Source organism: Algoriphagus jejuensis, from assembly GCF_039523455.1.
Taxonomy (GTDB): Bacteria; Bacteroidota; Bacteroidia; order Cytophagales; family Cyclobacteriaceae; genus Algoriphagus; species Algoriphagus jejuensis.
Window position 1 is genome coordinate 542,159 of record NZ_BAAAFI010000002.1, and the last position, 14,853, is coordinate 557,011.

Sequence of the window (14,853 nt, forward strand, 5' to 3'; positions counted from 1 at the left end):
CGGGAGGTTGGTGTCAAAGGGGTGTTGGTAGATGGCTTTCTCCAAAGAAAAACCTAGGGTCAATTTACTTAGAACATGAAACAATAGTCATAAGCAACGGACTTAGACACCCTGTATTTAGAAGCAAATCACACAAATCCCTTCAACTGCTGAAGCAAATCTCTTTTGGTAATCACGCCTCCTTTTCTCCAGAGGATCTTGCCTCGCTTGAATAGGATGTAGTGGGGAATCGACCGCACGGCAAACTGCTGACTGAGTTGCGGGTGGCTATCCACATTCAGCTTGAGCAGTTTGATCTTTCCGCCCAATTCTGCCAAAGTTTCCTCCAGGATCGGATTCATCGTCTGGCAAGGGCCGCACCAGTCGGCATAGAAATCCACCAAGACTGCGTCTTGACTTTGGCTGATGATATCTTTGGGGTTTTTTTTGGGCATGGGATTTAAAAGAAAAAACCGACCTCTTGGGAAGGTCGGTTTGTAATGTGTGGTTCAGGATTATCTTCCGGAAGGTGCACCAGCCGGAGCTGCTGGCATCTGAAGGCCAAGCTTGGCCAATACCAATTCGGTGAACTTGTCTTCTTCTTTGGTGTAAAGCAAAACCGGAGACTGACCTGCAGTTTCAGCGAAGATGTGAGTGTAGTTGTTTTCGGCAGCTACCGCGTTGATCGCATTGATCACCTTGGTCTGTACCGGCTCTAACAATTCGCCGAGTTTTCTCTGGTAAGATACCTGCGCATCTTGCTCATATTTCTGAAGATCATTCTGCACTTTGGTCAATTCAGCTTCTTTGGCAGCTCTTGCTTCTTCAGTCATGGTTGAGGCAGCTTGCTGATAGGTCTGTACCTGACGTTGGAAATCAGCTCCTTTGGTTTGGATGTTGGTTTGAAGCTGAGTTTGGTAGTCTTGGATGTCTGCTCCGATTTGTTCCATTTCAGGCATGAGATCCATGATAAATTCCACGCTCGTGTAGCCGATTTTCACTTCCTGGGCCTGAGCTGCAAATCCTACGAATAGCAACGCTACTGCCGCTAGGATAACTTTTACTTTCATCATTTGGTGTGTGTATTTAATTGTTCTTTTCTATTCCCAATTCTTCCAGGACAAACTCAGAGTAGTCATGTCTTGGATCTGTGTAGATAATCGCCGAGGGTCCGGCAGCTTTGTCAAACAAAACCGCAAGGTTGTTTCGCCTTGAAACCCGCTCGATCGCATCGTAGATCTTTGACTGTAGGGGTTGGAGCAGTTCTGCCTGCTTTTGGTAGTACATCCCATCGATTCCAAAGATCCTGCTGTTAAATTCCTGTGAAGCCTTTTGCTTCGCTTTGATCTCTTCCAGGCGCTGCTGGTACATTTCCTCTGTTAACAAGACTTCCTCAGCCTTGAGCTGCGTGGTCAGTTCTTTGATCTCTTGATCCAAATTTTGTGCCTCATTCTTCCAATCGGAGCCCAGTTTTGTCAATTCCTCCTGCACCACTTTGTAGTCTGGATGCTTGTTCAGGATGTATTCCGAGTCGATGTATCCAAACTTTTGGGCCGCTAAAGGGCCTGCCTGAAGCAGAATGAGCAGCAAAAGTACAATTTTCAGTGATTTATCCATGGGTTCGTTTGGTTTTCAATGGCATTTGAAGTCGGGTGAAGCACTTCATTTTTTGCATAAATTAACTAAACGAATCACTCGTCACAAGATTATCTGAACTGCTGACCAATAGTAAAGTGGAACTGTGCGCCACTTCGTTGTAGCTCAGGAGCAACCCGATCAAATCCATATCCCCAGTCGATCCCCAGAAGTCCGAATGCAGGCATAAAGATACGTGCACCAAAGCCTGCGGATTTTTTAAGGTCATAGGGATTGTAGTCTTTATAGGAGCCCCAGTTGTTACCCGCCTCGGCAAATCCCAAGAGGAAGATGGTGGCAGAGGGGTTGGGTGATACCAGGAATCGTACTTCTGTCACAAACTTGTTGTACACTACGCCACCGTACGGTTCTCCGCCCACGCCTCGCGTTAGTTTTCCAGGGGTAATACTTTGGTTTTCATATCCTCTCAAACCAATGATCTCTTGGCCGAGTGCGAAGTTGTTGAAGGTCATGCCATCGCCACCCATTACGAAACGCTCCAAAGGAATGATGCCGATTTTGCTGCCATAGGATCCGAGGAAGCCCATGTGAGCTCGGGCGCTACCCACTAACTTGGAGGAGCCAAAAAGCGGCGTATAAAAAGATGCGTCAAACATCCACTTGTGATACTCCAGCCATTTGTACTTTTCCTGATCAGGAGACTCGTCATTGATGTTATCGTTCAATGCGACGTAAGGTGGGGTGAAAGCTGCTGACAACATGATGTTGGATCCCATGCGCGGGAAAGTGTTGTTGTCAATGTTCGTTCTGGCGATAGTGGTATTCCAGGTGATACTTTTTGAAACACCAGTAGGATAACTCAGTCCAAATGAAGTACCGAACTCGTCGAATACATAGTTTTGGAAACGTAGAGAGTTGCTGATGCTGAAGTTATCGTCAGGCCAAGTCACTCGCTTTGCAAGGCCCAAGGTCACCCCGGTAATCTTGAAGAAACCTAGCTCATTTCCGAAGTTGGTTTGATTGTAATAATCGACCTGCCGCTGCACTGAATGGTTAAATGAAAAGCTAAGTGCGTTGGGTTTTTTGCCTCCAAACCACGGCTCAGTCAGGGAGATAGAATAATTTTGAAAGGTCTTTCCGTTGGCTTGTACACGAAGGGAAAGCTTCTGTCCATCGCCCACCGGAAGTGGATCCCACTTGCTGAAGTCGCCGATGTTTTTGATCGAGAAGTTGTTGAAGACGAGTCCGACCGTTCCCACAAACCCATAGAATCCTCCCCAACCGCCAGACAGTTCGATCTGATCATTGGGTCTCTCTTCTAGTTCGAATGTGATGTCCACGGTCGCTGCCTCGAAATTCGGTCTGAGATCTGGATTGATCTTTTCCGGGTCAAAGTAGCCCAAGGTGGAAAGTTCTCGGATGGTTCGTACCAAAGCTGCCCGATTGAATTTTTGACCGGGAAGAATCCGGATTTCCCGCATCACGACGTGATCCGAAGTCCGCTCGTTTCCTTTGATGTTTACACTGTTTACCGTGACTTGGGGACCTTCGAAGATTCGCATTTCCAAGTCGATGGAGTCGCCGGAGACATTGACTTCTACAGGGTCGATATCGAAAAAAAGATAGCCATCATCTTGGTAGAGTGAACTCACGTCATCTCCCTTTTGAGGATCGTAATTTAGTCTCTTGTCCAGTTTTTCTTTGTCGTATACATCTCCTTTTTGGATACCAAGCTTCGCCAGCAGGACAGGATCCGGGTGGATGTAGTTTCCTGCGAAAGTGATGTTGCGATAGTAGTACTTTCTACCCTCCACGACTTCGATGTCGATGTTGATTTTGTCTTCGGCAAAGTCGTATACCGAGTCGGTCAAGATCTTCGCGTCGCGGAAACCTTTGGTGTTGTAGAAATTGATGACTTGATCTTTGTCATTTCTGTATTCCTTGGGGATGTACTTGGAGCCGGCAAAGAAGTTGAGCTTGAAATTCTTGTTGAAGTAGTTTTTGACCTCTTCGACCGAGGCTGTATCGGTGTGGAGGATAGAGTTTTTTACACTGGCGGCGTCTGCATCAGTGATCCTGGAGTAGATGTCTTTGAAGACCGCAACGCGAGCGTGCTCTTTTGTCTTCTTCATCTTGCCCTTTAGCGGTCCGTCGGCGATTTCAGTGTTTCCGTAGAATTGAATCTCATTGATCTTCACTTTGGAGCTGATGTCGATGTCAAATCGGAGCTTGACACTGTTGGGAAGGGTTGTGTCACGATCTTGGACGATCTTGACATCAGTATTGAGATAGCCTTTGTCCAGGTAATATTTTTCGATATTTCGCTTGGCGGTATTGAGGACATCGTCGCGCACGACTCGACCTCGAATATTCACTTTGTCCCGAAGTTCACCTTCCTGGGTTTTGTTGATTCCACTGAATTCGACCCGCGAGAACCGGGGTCTTTCGGTCAGGTCAAGCAGGAGATAGATATCTTCTCCCTCGATTTTGGTCACTAGGATCTTAACATCTCCGATGATGCCCTGGCCCCAAAGTTTTTTAAGGGCGTTGGAAATGGCATCTCCGGGTACATCGATCCGGTCGTCTACTTTCAGGCCTGAGAGGGAAATAATCGCAATTTCATCAAGCGTGGACAATCCCACTGCTTTGATCTCCGCAATTCTGAATTTCTGGGGCTTGGCATAATTCAGTTCCAGAATGTTGACAGGTTTTGCTGAAGCATAGCGGCTTTGTCCCAAACGGATCTGGGAAAATGCCGAAGCAGACCATATCAAACAAAACAGAATTAATAAACTTTTTTTCATGTGTTTATAGTGGTTTTTTAAGGCCACATGAAATCTTGCTTAGGGAATAATTATTCTCAGTTGGCCGTTTTGTGCCATGCTAAATTTCATAAGACTATAATTTGACCCAAAGGATCTTCCCGACTGCTGTTAGGCAAGCCGTATCTTGTGCGCTATCCCTCATGCCTTGCTGGGGAGTTGAGTCGCCCTCGATTTCAATTGATTACAATAGTTTAATAACACCCACGTTGCTTGCCGGTAGACTAGTGATCATACCGCTATGTAAAACATCGGTCATGTTTGATTTGATCAACTTTTTAAGGCTAAACCTGCTCGCCGGTCTTTCCGAACCTTCTATCGCGCTTTTGGTAGTCTTCAATTGCGGCATGAAGGTGTTCCGTTCTGAAATCCGGCCAAAGCACTGGTGTAAAATACAACTCAGTGTAGGCTAGCTGCCAGAGCAGAAAATTACTGATCCGGTGTTCACCGCTAGTGCGGATCATCAGCTCGGGATCCGGGATGCCGGCCGTGTCCAGATGATCAGCGATGGTCTGTTTGGTGATTTCCTCGGGTTTCAGTTTTCCCTCAGAGATTTTTTGAGCAATGCGTTGGGTAGCTTTGGTTAGTTCCCACTGTCCGCTATAGCTGAGCGCCAACAGGACAGTAAGACCGGTATTGTTTTCCGTCTGCCGTTTGACCTCCTGCAATTTTTCGATTGCTGACTTGGGAAGACTTTCGATGTCTCCGATGGCGATGAGGCGGATGTTGTTTTTCATCATGAGGGAGATCTCATCGATGAGAGTTTTAACCAAAAGCTCCATGAGCGCCTTCACCTCGTCCTGCGGACGTGACCAGTTTTCTGTGGAAAATGAAAATAGTGTTAGGTATTTTACTCCCAGATTATCGGCACCGTCGATGGCATCTTTGACCGCTTGAATCGCATGTCGGTGTCCGAAAATTCTCATGGCTCCCTTTTTCTTGGCCCAACGGCCGTTGCCGTCCATGATGATAGCGATATGTTTGGGGATTTTGGTAAGGTCTAGTTTCTCCTTCATTCCAGTGGATTGGGTACCTACTTTTTTGGAGGTACAAAAATGCTATTTCTTTTCCAATTATTAGGTCTAGCATTCAATTTATTAATAGGCAAAGCACTTTACACTGGTAATTGTATAGCTGATAGTGAGCCCCATGAAGTAATACCAATCCTTGGTGTATGGATTTCCATAATTGATCCCAAAAGGAGGGATTTGTCCGGTGTTTGGGTCAACAGGCGGTGCATTTCTAGGAATTGCCGGGAGGGTACTGTCGATCTTGTCTAGGTAGTCTGTCATCGTTGGACGGAAACCCAATTCTGCTGCCATAGTCCATCGGTCGTTGAGCCGGTATTTCACACCGCCGCCGAATGGGATGACCACCGAGCCAAAATCGTACCTTTCGGAGTCTAGATATTCATAGGTGTTACCTTTTACGATGAAATACGAATACCCCAACCCAAAGAAGGCATAGGGAGACCAACGAAACTCGCTACTATACCCCAGGAAATTCAAGAAATTGAATTCCATCACTGCGCTGCCCTCAATTGCTCCACCGCGGAACCTGCTACTCCTGACTAAGGCCACCGTGTCTATAGGCCTTATGCGGTCGTCAGCACTAAAGATGGAGGAACTGATCGCCGCTCGTAAGCTCCACACATTGTCAAAATTTCTCTTGCCAAAGAACGTGCCTTGAAGTCCTATTTGACCTGGGTCAACTTTGCGGATTATATCCCCGGTGTACGTTCCGACGCCGATGCCTCCACCTATCTCATATTGCTGCGCCTTTGCCGGGATCAAATACCCGGCGAAAACAAGGATAAATACAAGTAAGTGTCTGATAATCTTAAAATTGACTTTTTTCAAGACGGTGCAAGTTATGAAGTACCCAACGTTTAAAAAACGACGCCTAGTATTTAACGGGTTAATTAATGTTAAGCTCAAATAGCGCATTTGCTCAATTTCTCATGTCAAAGCCCCAGTTGAGCTTTTGCCGTAGTGTGTCGAAGAAATGGAGGTTGGGCAATTTGATCAATTTTGCCGAAAACAGTTCCTTTTTTACGCTGAGTTTTATTTCCGAGGAAATGGAAGTCGATCTGGAGTCCAGGGAAATCAGGAATTTTTCCGATCTCCCTTCGATCTCAAAGCTGATCTCGCTGTCATCGGAAATGATAATCGGCCTCACATTGAGGTTGTGTGGACTTACCGGTGTGATCACGAAGCTTTTTGCGGCAGGTGTAATCAAGGGGCCTCCGCAACTCAGGGAATAGCCCGTCGATCCAGTTGGTGTGGAGACGATAAGTCCATCTGCCCAATACGAGTTCAAGTATTTGCCATCGATGTAGGTGTGTACCGTGATCATGGAAGAAGTGTCTCGCTTGTGGATGGTGAATTCGTTTAACGCGAAATTTATCCCATTGAAAAGTCTTCGGCTGCATTCCAAGGAAATCAAAGAGCGGGATTCGGTTTGAAAATTTCCAGTTGCGAGATTGTCGATGGCTTCCCCGATGCGGTCTGTGGCAGCCGTCGCGAGGAAGCCCAACCTGCCGGTGTTTAATCCCAGAATGGGAATTTCCAAGGGGCCAATCAGACAAACAGCATCCAGCAAAGTACCGTCTCCTCCGATGGAGATCAGGAAATCCGCTGATTTTAGGTCTCCTTCATTTTCGATGAGCCAATAGGTGAGGCGATTGTTGCCGAGCATCTTGAGTGCTCGATCCATAGGTTCCGTGACCAGAATTTCAAACTGGTGATTTTCAAGTTCTTGGAAGAGACGTTCGACGTGAAAAAGGTACTCTGCCTTGAAAGAAAGAGCGTGCAAGGCTATTTTCATGCCTTAAATATCTAAAAATCTCAGCAAGTTACCGATTCGGTCTTCTTCGCTGCTGATACCGGTTTCTTCCTGATAATGGTCAATAACCCGGTGTCCAAAACGTTCCAAAGTAGCTTTGACGTGGCGAAGTTCTGCTTTGTCGAGTTTCAGGGTAAGCTTGATTTTATCAGGGTCCAGTGGATCATTGGTGATGAATGAACTTAGGATCTTGGTGTTTTCGGATTCAATCAGTCGGGAGATTTCTGACAGGAGGTAGTCTGTCATGTTCATGGAGAGGATCAGCACACTGCCTTGCGACTTGATTGACAGGCTGTCGGCAAAGGCCGCAATGGCATCTTCCATCGTTACTACTCCGAGATAGCTATTCTCGCGATCGAGGACAGCCACGAGATTGGATTGGTTCTCGGAGGCGACTCTCAATACGTCGTAGATGTGTTTGTCCGAATACACCCAGCAAGCACCCGCTTCCAGTTCGATTGATCCGATTAATTGGTTGGTATCGTTATGTTCGAAGATTACCTCATCGCCGATAAAACCCAGGAATCTTCCCTGATCTGAGACGGGCAGGGAGTCCGTTCGGATCTCCTCCATCCAGGACAATGCCATTCCTGCTCGGTCGGTGAGTTTGAGCGGTGGAATCAGACTATTGATGAACTCGTAGGCTTGCATAGAAGAAATTTAGGAAATGAATTCAGAACACAAAACGCTTTTCATAGTAATCTTGTTCCTTTTGGTTGTTTTGGTTCAATTAAATCAAAAAATAGTTAGCGGCGATGCCCAGGACGATACCTGCCAGGATGATCAGGGGCGATGAGATTTTGGTGAATTGCAAGACTCCATAGGTACCGAGAATAAACACAATGTGCAGGGCATTCGCCTCCAAGGGCTCAAAAAGTAGATAAGCGGCCGCAATCAACATCCCGCAGGAGACGGCATTGATTCCCTCCAGCGCGGCTCGAACCGGGCGGTATAACTTCAGCTGATCCCAAAAGCGGATGACGAAGAAAATCAGGAAAATGCCTGGCAGAAATATCCCTGCGGCCGAGATTAATCCCCCAACCAAGAAGCCGGTCAACCCAAACTCCCGCATGGAAAGCGCACCGACATAGGAAGAAATCGAAAAAGTCGGGCCAGGAATGCCTTGGGAAATGGCGTAGCCGGTCAGGAATTCCTCGGAACTCAGGAAATGCTTGAAGTCAACGAACTCGGTGTAGAGATAGGGTACAAGCACTTGGCCGCCGCCAAAGATCAGGCTTCCGTTACGGTAAAAGTTCTCGAAGAGTAGGATGGGTTGGTAGTTGGTGATCGCACCCGCGACAGCCGCCAGGATCAATACTCCCGCCCACAAGTAAAAGTTCGCCCACTTGATGATCAGTTTTTTGTCCTCTTCGGCCTTGGGTTGGTTTTTGTATTTGATAGAGGTGCTGAGTCCTCCCAAGACCAGCATGACCGGAAAGATGTAGGGCGAGCTGTAAAAGAAGGAAACAAAGGCGGAGATCAGCATCAAGATCATCGCTTCGGTGCTATTGACCATCTTGGAGATGGTTTTTTGCGCAGCAAAGATGATAAAGCCAATCGCCATCGGCTGTATAAAACGGGCAAATCCCAAGGCTCCGGGAGTATGTTCCTGCAAAAACTGAATCAACACTGCAGTAGCCGTCATGAGTAGCGTGGCCGGCAATATCCATACAAAGAGCGCAAGATAGGCCAAATTTGGGCCTCCTACTCGAAAGCCTATCGCAGAGATCAATTGTGTGGAAGAGGGCCCTGGAAGGATATTGCAAAGGGCGTTGAGTTCCCATAGCTCATCCTCTGAGATATACGCCCGGTTTTTTACCATCCGCTCCAACAGCATCGCCAAAAATGCCTGCGGCCCTCCAAAAGCGGTGATGGAGAGCGCTAGAACATCTTTTAGGAATACGTAGTATCGGACTTTGCGAACCGACATCTTACTTCTTCAATCCTAATTCGCGCAGTCTTTCATCCAAAAATTCTCCCGCGGTAGCGTCGCTGAATAGCTTGGGATGATTTGCATCGACGCAGCCCGGTAGGCAGGTTAGATCCATTTCAGACCTTGGGTGCATAAAAAACGGGATGGAATACCTGCTCGTATGCATTTTTTCCCTTGGAGGATTGACCACCCGGTGGATCGTAGATTTCAATTTTCCGTTGGTGAGACGCTCCAGCATGTCGCCGACGTTGACGACCAGCTGATCAGGAAGTGCAGTGATCGGGATCCACTTGCCATCTTTCCTCAATACCTGGAGGCCGTCGGCACTCGCTCCCATGAGTAGTGTAATCAGATTGATGTCACCGTGCTCGGCTGCCCGAACTGCATCGGCCGGAACTTCGTCAGGATTTTCGATGGGGAAATAGTGGATCTGGCGCAAGATAGAATTGCCATGCGCGACCTTATCCTCAAAATAATCCTCAGGCAGCTCCAAATTCAGCGCGATGGCGCGAAGCATGGCTTTCCCGGCATTCTCCAAGGTTTGGTAAGCTTCGATGGCATCGTTTTGAAATGCTTTGATTTCCTCCGGCCAGAGGTTTTCCGGATACTCGGCTTTGACCGGATCCGAGTCGGGGATGAATTGCAGCTCTTGACCGACGTGGTAAAACTCCTTTAAGTCACCGGTATTTCGGCCCTTTGCGTGCTCTTTACCCTTGCCGGTATAGCCGCGTTGATACCCGATTTCTGGTTTTTCGTATTGCTTTTTTACTTCATCGGGCAGCGAAAAAAAGTCTTTGATCGATTTATACAGTCGGTCTTGGAGGTCTTTGGAAAGTCCGTGGTTTTTGACCGCCACAAAACCGATGTTTTGATACGCTTCACCCAATTTCTTTACAAATGCGGCTTTCTGCTCCGATGTGCCGGATGTGAAGTCCGCCAGATCCAAGCTTGGGATTTCGTCAAAGAGGATGTCCATTTTGTTTAGGGTTAAGTTTGGTTTACCGGTATATTTCTTCAAAAATAAATATCTTTAGCCTCAATCCGGGTTGCTAAATGAAGAAATTCCTCCTTTTCCCGCTTATAAGTTTTCTGCTTTTAATAGGCTGTTCTGAAGATAGGCGAAAAATCAACGAATCCGTAGTCGATGGATTGCCGGACTCCGTTTCGTCCGATGTCGCGCTGCCCAGAGTTGCCTTTTATCAATACGAAGATTCTGCAGCTTACCCGGACGCGATCCTTGAGCTACATACTCCCTTGGGAAATCAGGTCTTCCGGCCCGGAAAAGTCCCCTTTGAATTCAACAGTAAAAACTTTCCGTTCGACGTAGGTTCGGGCTCGAGTCCAAAACTCTTTATGATCCTCAATGGCGGGGATCCTGTCGGCTATTATTCGCCCATCTTTCAGCGGGAGCTGACAGCTGGAACGTACCGAGTGGTAGGATTTCTGGCTGATGAGGAAGGCCATGCGTTGAAAAGCTTCGGGAATTATGTCGACCGGGATTTTATAGTAGGTGATTCGAGACCCTTTCCATATTCTGCAGAACCTTATTTGGCACTGAACCTGCCCAGGAATGGGCAGACGATTGCGATGGGAGAAGAAATGATCATCGACTTTTTGGTCTTGGGTGGTGATATGAAACTCGACGGGCTCAAGGTTCAGCTCAAGGTCAATGATTACTCGTATGAAATCGACCACATGGCGCCAATTCGATTGACCAATTTGCCAGTCGGCGATTATCAGGTACACGTCAAGCTGGTAGGTTCGAATGGGAAAGAACTCGAAGGACCATTCTCTACGGTCACCAAAACAGTCTATGTCCGATAAGTCCTTATCTTTGGGCTCCAAATCACGATTTCTTCATGCTTTTAGTCAATCAAATCCGGGAAAACTACGCCGGTATGCTAGCCGGTCTGCAAAAGCGAAACATTCACAATGCAGCAAATCTCCTTCTTCAGGTGATTACTTTGGACGACCAACGAAAGTCTACTCAAACTCAACGCGATCAGTACCAGGCTGAAGCAAATATCATTTCGAAGCAAATCGGAATCCTGATGAAGGACGGAAAAGCGCAGGAAGCGATCGCTATCCGAGAGCGAACCAGCGAAATCAAAGAACAGGTAAAAGAGCTGGAGGAACGCCACTCCAAGCTCGAAGACGAGCTCAAAGCCCTCCTCTATACCATTCCCAATGTGCCTCATATCTCAGTCCCGGCTGGGAAAACTCCGGAGGACAACGAGATTGTATTGGAAAATGGAACGATCCCCGCACTTTTCGAAGGCAAACAGCCGCACTGGGAGCTGATCAAAAAATACGATATCATCGACTTTGATCTCGGGGTCAAGATCGCCGGAGCGGGCTTTCCAGTGTATAAAGGAAAAGGCGCCAGACTTCAGCGGGCAATGATCAACTTCTTCCTGGACGAGGCTTTGGCCGCTGGTTTTATCGAAGTACAGCCTCCGATCCTGGTCAATGAGGAGTCAGGCTATGGTACCGGACAATTGCCGGACAAGGAAGGACAGATGTATCATTCGACTGCGGATAATCTATACCTGATTCCCACGGCCGAAGTTCCCATCACCAATATGTACAGGGATGTCATCGTCTCTGAGTCTGATCTACCTATCAAAAATGTAGGCTATACGCCTTGTTTCCGTAGAGAAGCGGGTTCTTGGGGAGCCCACGTAAGGGGACTGAATAGATTGCACCAGTTTGACAAGGTGGAGATCGTGCAGATCACCCATCCTGACAAGTCCTACGAAGCGCTCGAAAGCATGAGTAGCTATGTGCAGGGTCTTTTGCAAAAGCTGGAGTTGCCCTATCGCGTGCTTAGACTTTGTGGGGGAGACATGGGCTTCACCTCAGCCTTGACCTATGATATGGAAGTGTATTCCGCCGCGCAGGAGCGTTGGCTAGAGGTGAGCTCTGTATCGAACTTTGAGACCTACCAGACCAATCGACTGAAGTTGCGGTTCCGCGGCGACGACAAAAAGACTCAATTGGCTCACTCGCTCAATGGTTCGGCTCTAGCACTACCGCGGATTTTGGCTTCCATTCTGGAAAATAACCAAACGCCAGACGGGATTCTGATGCCGAAAGTCCTACATCCGTATCTGGGTTTTGACAGGATCTAAAAACTGCCCAGCCGTCCCGAAACATTCGGGACGGTTTTTTTCTGTCTTTTTTCCGGGTTTTGGCTGAGAAGGAGATGAAAAGCCAAAAGTCATCTAAGGCGCTCAATTCCTTGAGGTTTGGATTTATAGTGAGGTGGCAAATAGCTTTTCAAAATTCCCCATAGAGTAATTCAATAATTAAATTTTTCTTCGGCTAGAGTAAAGTTGTAGATTTTGTTTTTGCCTCAAGGAGTTCATTTTTCGAATTAATGCCCTAGAAAAAGCATTTTTTGGAAAATTTTCTTTTGTTTGTTCATTCTTTAAATATCCTTAAAGAACTTCGTGGTTTTTTATAATTCTGATTCCAGAGCTAGCTTTGTGTTATCAAATTTTCAACAAAACAACGAATCATGGCATTAGTCGGAAAAAAAGCTCCAGCATTTTCAGTAGGAGCGGTAATCAACGGAGAAGAGATCGTCGAAAACTTCAGCTTGGCACAGTACATCGGCCAGAAGAATGTGATCCTTTTCTTCTATCCAAAGGATTTTACGTTTGTTTGCCCTACCGAGCTACATGCTTTCCAAGGCAAATTGGCTGAATTTGAGAAAAGAGATACCGTCGTGATCGGTTGCTCTACGGATACTGAAGAGACTCACCTGGCTTGGTTGATGACTGCGAAAGCAGAAGGCGGCATCGAAGGCGTGACTTATCCAATCTTGGCTGATGCTGCCAAGACCATCTCCTTGAACTACGGAGTACTTGCTGGCGAATATTCTTTCGACGCTGAGACTCGTCTGTGGTCTTTTGCAGGTGCACCTGTGGCTTACAGAGGCACCTTCCTCATCGACAAAGAAGGCATCGTACGTCACGAGTCCATCAACGACCTTCCGTTGGGAAGAAACATCGACGAATACTTGAGAATCGTGGACGCGCAGCTTCACGTGGAGAAGTTTGGCGAAGTATGTCCTGCCAACTGGGAAGAAGGCAAGGAAGCGATGCAGGCAACCAACGAAGGAGTAGCAAACTACCTATCCAATAACTGAACATGATCGAACTGACCGAAGATACCCTGCAGGAGCTGGTGGCGCAGCATGACCAAGTGGTCGTGCAGTACTCTGCCGGCTGGTGTGGCAACTGCCGCATCATGAAGCCTAAGTTCAAAAGACTGGCGAGCGAAAACGCCAACGCAGTCTTTGTCATGGTGGACGCTGAGAAGTTTCCCAATTCCCGGAAATTGGCTCAGGTAAACAACTTGCCGACTTTTGCATCCTTCAAGGGCGGTCAGTTGCTCAATCAGATTCAGACGAACAAAGAAGATCAACTCAAAGCGCTGATTCATGAAGTTGCCGGTAATTAAGACCATACAGCGTTCTTGCACACCCGAGCAGATCGGGACAGCATTGGAAGTTTTAGAAGCTATTTCGGAAGCACCATCACTGAAGGAGCCCGAGATCGACGTGATTGGAGAGCTGATCTCCAATCTCTGCGGAGCGCTAGAAGTGCATGAATTGATCGCCGAGGGAATGTCTGAAAAAGACGCCGGAAACGCCTTTATGAAAAAAGTTCTCGGGTCGATCGACAGATAATTAGTAAGGGTTTATTGTAATGTAAAAAGGAATCTCAATTGGGGTTCCTTTTTTGCTTTTATTCTAAAATCTCCCCAACATGTCGTTGGATGTTTTCGGACATTTTTCCCATCGGAAGATCGTTTTCATCCGTACCAAAAGGCTCTTCGATCTCCTCGGCGATCAGCTCCAGACTGGCCAAAACATAAAATACAAAGCCGACAATCGGCGCAGCAAGATATCCCAAGAGGTAGGCATAGCCAATTGGAAGCGTCAGCGTATAGAGCATGATGAATTTCTTGATGAAGACGCTGTAGCTGTAGGGGATCGGAGTGTTTTTGATCCGCTCGCAGGCTCCGCAAATATCCGTAAAGGCAGACAGCTCTCCGTTCAAGACGATCAACTGATCTCCGGTGATTTTTCCTCCTTGGTAGAGCAGGTTGACTTTTGCAAAGAGGCTTTTGGCAATCTGGTTGGGGACGTGCTTCTCGACATCGACTTTGGCAGGCAACCCTTCGATTTCGCCTTCGTGGAGGCTGTACTGAGTCTGCTTGGATTGCAGATGGTCTTTGAGCGCAAACGCATAGATCGGGATTGCTCTTCTGAAAAATTTACGGATTTCCTCGTCTTTGGAATCCGTGACAGCGGCGATTTTGATGGCTAGATTTCTGCTAGTATTGACCAGCTGACCCCACAGCTTCCGACCCTCCCACCAGCGGTCGTAGGCGGTATTGGTGCGGAACACAAGAAGCATCGAGATCACGAAGCTGAGCAGACTGTGCATCTGAGGCAAATTCTTCACCCAGCTGTCTGCAGTCACTTTGAAATAGTGTAGCTCTGCATACGCCACTCCTAAAGAGTAGACCATGAGCAACAGAATCAGCGGCGCCAGCTTAGAAAGCGTATCAGACTTGGTGATCAAAAAAAGAAACTGCCACCAGTTCTTGTTATCGTAGACCTTCATGAGCTAATATTATTCAGGTTAAAAACAGACTCGGTTTTGA

At 47.3% G+C, this 14,853-nt stretch carries 16 protein-coding genes; 5 read left to right on the top strand and 11 right to left on the bottom strand.

The annotated features are described in order from the left end of the window. Positions 1–128: 128 nt before the first annotated feature. From trxA to ABD031_RS03300, 10 genes are all read right to left on the bottom strand, one after another. Positions 129–434, bottom strand: coding sequence for a thioredoxin (gene trxA / locus ABD031_RS03255; protein ID WP_343848371.1), 306 nt, complete (start codon positions 432–434; stop codon positions 129–131). Positions 435–494: 60 nt separating this feature from the next. Then, on the bottom strand, positions 495–1,052 hold the full coding sequence (locus tag ABD031_RS03260; RefSeq protein WP_343848372.1) for an OmpH/Skp family outer membrane protein: 558 nt from the start codon (positions 1,050–1,052) through the stop codon (positions 495–497). A gap of 13 nt (positions 1,053–1,065) precedes the next feature. Then, on the bottom strand, positions 1,066–1,596 hold the full coding sequence (locus ABD031_RS03265) for an OmpH/Skp family outer membrane protein (protein WP_343848373.1): 531 nt from the start codon (positions 1,594–1,596) through the stop codon (positions 1,066–1,068). 89 nt (positions 1,597–1,685) lie between these two features. After that, positions 1,686–4,379, bottom strand: a complete 2,694-nt coding sequence (locus ABD031_RS03270; protein WP_343848374.1) for a BamA/OMP85 family outer membrane protein — start codon at positions 4,377–4,379, stop codon at positions 1,686–1,688. A 302-nt stretch (positions 4,380–4,681) separates the two neighbouring features. After that, entirely contained in the window at positions 4,682–5,413 is a 732-nt protein-coding gene (gene uppS / locus ABD031_RS03275) for an undecaprenyl pyrophosphate synthase (RefSeq protein ID WP_343848375.1), read from the bottom strand. 81 nt (positions 5,414–5,494) lie between these two features. After that, positions 5,495–6,256 carry a type IX secretion system protein PorG gene (gene porG, locus ABD031_RS03280; protein WP_343848376.1) on the bottom strand — a complete coding sequence of 254 codons (762 nt, stop codon included), beginning with the start codon at positions 6,254–6,256 and terminating at the stop codon, positions 5,495–5,497. A 91-nt stretch (positions 6,257–6,347) separates the two neighbouring features. After that, on the bottom strand, positions 6,348–7,223 hold the full coding sequence (locus ABD031_RS03285) for an NAD kinase (RefSeq protein ID WP_343848377.1): 876 nt from the start codon (positions 7,221–7,223) through the stop codon (positions 6,348–6,350). Between the two features lie 3 nt (positions 7,224–7,226). Next, on the bottom strand, positions 7,227–7,892 hold the full coding sequence (locus ABD031_RS03290) for a CBS domain-containing protein (protein ID WP_343848378.1): 666 nt from the start codon (positions 7,890–7,892) through the stop codon (positions 7,227–7,229). A gap of 79 nt (positions 7,893–7,971) precedes the next feature. Continuing rightward, positions 7,972–9,171, bottom strand: a complete 1,200-nt coding sequence (gene chrA, locus ABD031_RS03295; protein WP_343848379.1) for a chromate efflux transporter — start codon at positions 9,169–9,171, stop codon at positions 7,972–7,974. A gap of 1 nt (position 9,172) precedes the next feature. Continuing rightward, positions 9,173–10,150 (bottom strand): isopenicillin N synthase family dioxygenase, encoded by a 978-nt coding sequence (locus ABD031_RS03300; RefSeq protein WP_343848380.1) that lies wholly within the window; start codon positions 10,148–10,150, stop codon positions 9,173–9,175. Positions 10,151–10,227: 77 nt separating this feature from the next. On the opposite strand from ABD031_RS03300, the gene ABD031_RS03305 reads away from it, so the two are divergent. From ABD031_RS03305 to ABD031_RS03325, 5 genes are all read left to right on the top strand, one after another. After that, positions 10,228–10,998: a hypothetical protein gene (locus ABD031_RS03305; RefSeq protein WP_343848381.1), complete on the top strand. Its 771-nt coding sequence runs from the start codon at positions 10,228–10,230 to the stop codon at positions 10,996–10,998. Between the two features lie 35 nt (positions 10,999–11,033). Beyond that, a complete protein-coding gene (serS, locus tag ABD031_RS03310) occupies positions 11,034–12,305 on the top strand; it encodes a serine--tRNA ligase (RefSeq protein ID WP_343848382.1) in 1,272 nt (423 codons plus the stop codon). 389 nt (positions 12,306–12,694) lie between these two features. After that, positions 12,695–13,327 (top strand): peroxiredoxin, encoded by a 633-nt coding sequence (locus ABD031_RS03315; protein ID WP_343848383.1) that lies wholly within the window; start codon positions 12,695–12,697, stop codon positions 13,325–13,327. Between the two features lie 2 nt (positions 13,328–13,329). Then, positions 13,330–13,641: a thioredoxin family protein gene (locus tag ABD031_RS03320; RefSeq protein ID WP_343848384.1), complete on the top strand. Its 312-nt coding sequence runs from the start codon at positions 13,330–13,332 to the stop codon at positions 13,639–13,641. Further along, positions 13,622–13,870, top strand: a complete 249-nt coding sequence (locus ABD031_RS03325) for a DUF6952 family protein (RefSeq protein ID WP_343848385.1) — start codon at positions 13,622–13,624, stop codon at positions 13,868–13,870. Before ABD031_RS03320 ends, ABD031_RS03325 begins: the two co-directional genes overlap by 20 nt. A 58-nt stretch (positions 13,871–13,928) precedes the next feature. Here ABD031_RS03325 and ABD031_RS03330 read toward each other — a convergent pair whose 3' ends face one another. Continuing rightward, positions 13,929–14,813, bottom strand: a complete 885-nt coding sequence (locus ABD031_RS03330; protein ID WP_343848386.1) for a bestrophin family protein — start codon at positions 14,811–14,813, stop codon at positions 13,929–13,931. Between the last annotated feature and the right edge of the window lie 40 nt (positions 14,814–14,853).

Excerpts from the sequence above, each read along its gene's own strand:
- trxA (WP_343848371.1), bottom strand. The coding sequence starts at position 434 with ATGCCCAAAAAAAACCCCAAAGATATCATCAGCCAAAGTCAAGACGCA.
- ABD031_RS03260 (WP_343848372.1), bottom strand. The coding sequence starts at position 1,052 with ATGATGAAAGTAAAAGTTATCCTAGCGGCAGTAGCGTTGCTATTCGTA.
- ABD031_RS03265 (WP_343848373.1), bottom strand. The coding sequence starts at position 1,596 with ATGGATAAATCACTGAAAATTGTACTTTTGCTGCTCATTCTGCTTCAG.
- ABD031_RS03270 (WP_343848374.1), bottom strand. The coding sequence starts at position 4,379 with ATGAAAAAAAGTTTATTAATTCTGTTTTGTTTGATATGGTCTGCTTCG.
- uppS (WP_343848375.1), bottom strand. The coding sequence starts at position 5,413 with ATGAAGGAGAAACTAGACCTTACCAAAATCCCCAAACATATCGCTATC.
- ABD031_RS03285 (WP_343848377.1), bottom strand. The coding sequence starts at position 7,223 with ATGAAAATAGCCTTGCACGCTCTTTCTTTCAAGGCAGAGTACCTTTTT.
- ABD031_RS03290 (WP_343848378.1), bottom strand. The coding sequence starts at position 7,892 with ATGCAAGCCTACGAGTTCATCAATAGTCTGATTCCACCGCTCAAACTC.
- chrA (WP_343848379.1), bottom strand. The coding sequence starts at position 9,171 with ATGTCGGTTCGCAAAGTCCGATACTACGTATTCCTAAAAGATGTTCTA.
- ABD031_RS03300 (WP_343848380.1), bottom strand. The coding sequence starts at position 10,150 with ATGGACATCCTCTTTGACGAAATCCCAAGCTTGGATCTGGCGGACTTC.
- ABD031_RS03305 (WP_343848381.1), top strand. The coding sequence starts at position 10,228 with ATGAAGAAATTCCTCCTTTTCCCGCTTATAAGTTTTCTGCTTTTAATA.
- serS (WP_343848382.1), top strand. The coding sequence starts at position 11,034 with ATGCTTTTAGTCAATCAAATCCGGGAAAACTACGCCGGTATGCTAGCC.
- ABD031_RS03315 (WP_343848383.1), top strand. The coding sequence starts at position 12,695 with ATGGCATTAGTCGGAAAAAAAGCTCCAGCATTTTCAGTAGGAGCGGTA.
- ABD031_RS03320 (WP_343848384.1), top strand. The coding sequence starts at position 13,330 with ATGATCGAACTGACCGAAGATACCCTGCAGGAGCTGGTGGCGCAGCAT.
- ABD031_RS03325 (WP_343848385.1), top strand. The coding sequence starts at position 13,622 with ATGAAGTTGCCGGTAATTAAGACCATACAGCGTTCTTGCACACCCGAG.
- ABD031_RS03330 (WP_343848386.1), bottom strand. The coding sequence starts at position 14,813 with ATGAAGGTCTACGATAACAAGAACTGGTGGCAGTTTCTTTTTTTGATC.